The organism is Streptomyces sp. NPDC004065, from assembly GCF_044903565.1.
Taxonomy (GTDB): Bacteria; Actinomycetota; Actinomycetes; order Streptomycetales; family Streptomycetaceae; genus Streptomyces.
The window spans coordinates 1-2,207 of record NZ_JBJDQT010000068.1 but is presented as its reverse complement, the minus strand read 5'-3'; the positions used below and the strand labels follow the sequence as shown (position 1 = coordinate 2,207).

Annotated in this window: 1 protein-coding gene and 1 pseudogene; both read left to right on the top strand. The window is 67.9% G+C overall.

Translation table 11 applies throughout. From position 1 onward, the window contains the following. Positions 1-1,177 (top strand): annotated as a pseudogene (locus ACI2LW_RS33635) (alpha-1,4-glucan--maltose-1-phosphate maltosyltransferase); the annotation flags it as partial. Then, the coding region (locus tag ACI2LW_RS33630) for an alpha-amylase family glycosyl hydrolase (protein ID WP_404735052.1) at positions 1,174-2,207 on the top strand (1,034 nt) is incomplete at its 3' end. The pseudogene ACI2LW_RS33635 and the gene ACI2LW_RS33630, both read left to right, overlap by 4 nt.

Here is a 2,207-nt window from a genome sequence, read left to right as displayed (position 1 = left end):
CCCCGAGGGCGGCCACGACGCCGTCCACCCCGCCCTGGGCACCCTCGAGGACTTCGACGCCTTCGTCGCCCGCGCCCGCGACCTCGGCCTGGAGACCGCCCTCGACTTCGCCCTGCAGTGCTCCCCCGACCACCCCTGGGTGCACAAGCACCCCGAGTGGTTCCACCACCGCCCCGACGGCACCATCGCCTACGCCGAGAACCCGCCCAAGAAGTACCAGGACATCTACCCCATCGCCTTCGACGCCGACATGGACGGCCTCGTCGCCGAGACCGTGCGGATCCTGCGGCACTGGATGGGCCACGGGGTGCGGATCTTCCGCGTGGACAACCCCCACACCAAACCGGTGGTGTTCTGGGAACGCGTGATCGGCGAGATCAACGCCGCCGACCCCGACGTGATCTTCCTGGCCGAGGCGTTCACCCGCCCCGCGATGATGCACACCCTGGCCCAGATCGGCTTCCAGCAGTCCTACACCTACTTCACCTGGCGCAACACCAAGCAGGAGCTGACCGACTACCTCACCGAGCTGTCCGGCCAGAGCGCCGCCTACATGCGGCCCAACCTGTTCACCAACACCCCCGACATCCTGCACGCCTACCTCCAGCACGGCGGCCGCCCCGCCTTCGAGGTCCGCGCCGTCCTGGCCGCCACCCTCTCGCCTGCCTGGGGCATCTACAGCGGCTACGAACTGTGCGAGAACACCCCGCTGAAGGAGGGCAGCGAGGAATACCTCGACTCCGAGAAGTACCAGCTCAAGCCCCGCGACTGGGCCGCCGCCGAACGCGAGGGCCGCACCATCACCCCGCTCATCACCCGCCTCAACGACATCCGCCGCCGCCACCGGGCCCTGCACCAGCTGCGCAACCTGCACTTCCACCACGCCGACAACGATGCCGTCATCGCCTACAGCAAGAGCGCCGGCCCTGACGCCGTGCTCGTGGTCGCCAATCTCGATCCGCACCGCACCCAGGAGGCCACGGTCTCGTTGGACATGCCGCTCCTCGGCCTGGACCAGCACGCGTCCATGTCCGTGCACGACGAACTGACGGGTGAGACCTACCACTGGGGCAGGACCAACTACGTGCGCCTCCGGCCCGGCGACCGGCCGGCGCACGTGTTCCACGTCCAGCGATCGTCCGTCTCCCCGCAGATCGGAGGGCCCCCAGCGCCATGACTGTCAACGAGCCCGTCCCGGACATCTTCGAGGACGCTCCGGCCAGGGACCGCGATCCGGAGTGGTTCAAACGCGCCGTCTTCTACGAGGTCCTCGTCCGCTCCTTCCAGGACAGCGACGGCGACGGCATCGGCGACCTGAAGGGCCTGACCGCCAGGCTGGACTATCTGCAGTGGCTGGGCGTGGACTGCCTGTGGCTGCCGCCGTTCTTCAAGTCCCCGCTGCGGGACGGCGGCTACGACGTCTCCGACTACACCGCCGTGCTCCCGGAGTTCGGCGACCTCGCCGACTTCGTGGAGTTCGTCGACGCCGCCCACCAGCGCGGCATGCGGGTCATCATCGACTTCGTCATGAACCACACCAGCGACCAGCACCCGTGGTTCCAGGAGTCCCGCAAGGACCCCGACGGCCCCTACGGCGACTTCTACATGTGGGCCGACGACGACAAGGGCTATCCGGACGCCCGCATCATCTTCGTGGACACCGAGACGTCCAACTGGACGTTCGACCCCGTGCGGGGCCAGTACTACTTCCACCGGTTCTTCTCCCACCAGCCGGACCTCAACTACGACAGCCCCGCGGTGCAGGAGGAGATCCTGGCCGCCCTGCGCTTCTGGCTGGACCTCGGCATCGACGGCTTCCGCCTGGACGCGGTGCCCTACCTCTACGCCGAGGAGGGCACCAACTGCGAGAACCTGCCCGCCACCCACGAGTTCCTCAGACGGGTGCGGCGCGAGATCGACCGGATGTATCCGGACACGGTGCTGCTGGCGGAGGCGAACCAGTGGCCGGAGGACGTGGTCGACTACTTCGGCGACTACCGCACCGGCGGCGACGAATGCCACATGGCCTTCCACTTCCCCGTCATGCCCCGCATCTTCATGGCCGTCCGCCGCGAATCCCGCTACCCCGTCTCCGAGATCCTCGCCAAGACGCCCGCCATCCCCGCCACCTGCCAATGGGGCATCTTCCTGCGCAACCACGACGAGCTCACCCTCGAAATGGTCACCGACGAAGAACGCGACTACAT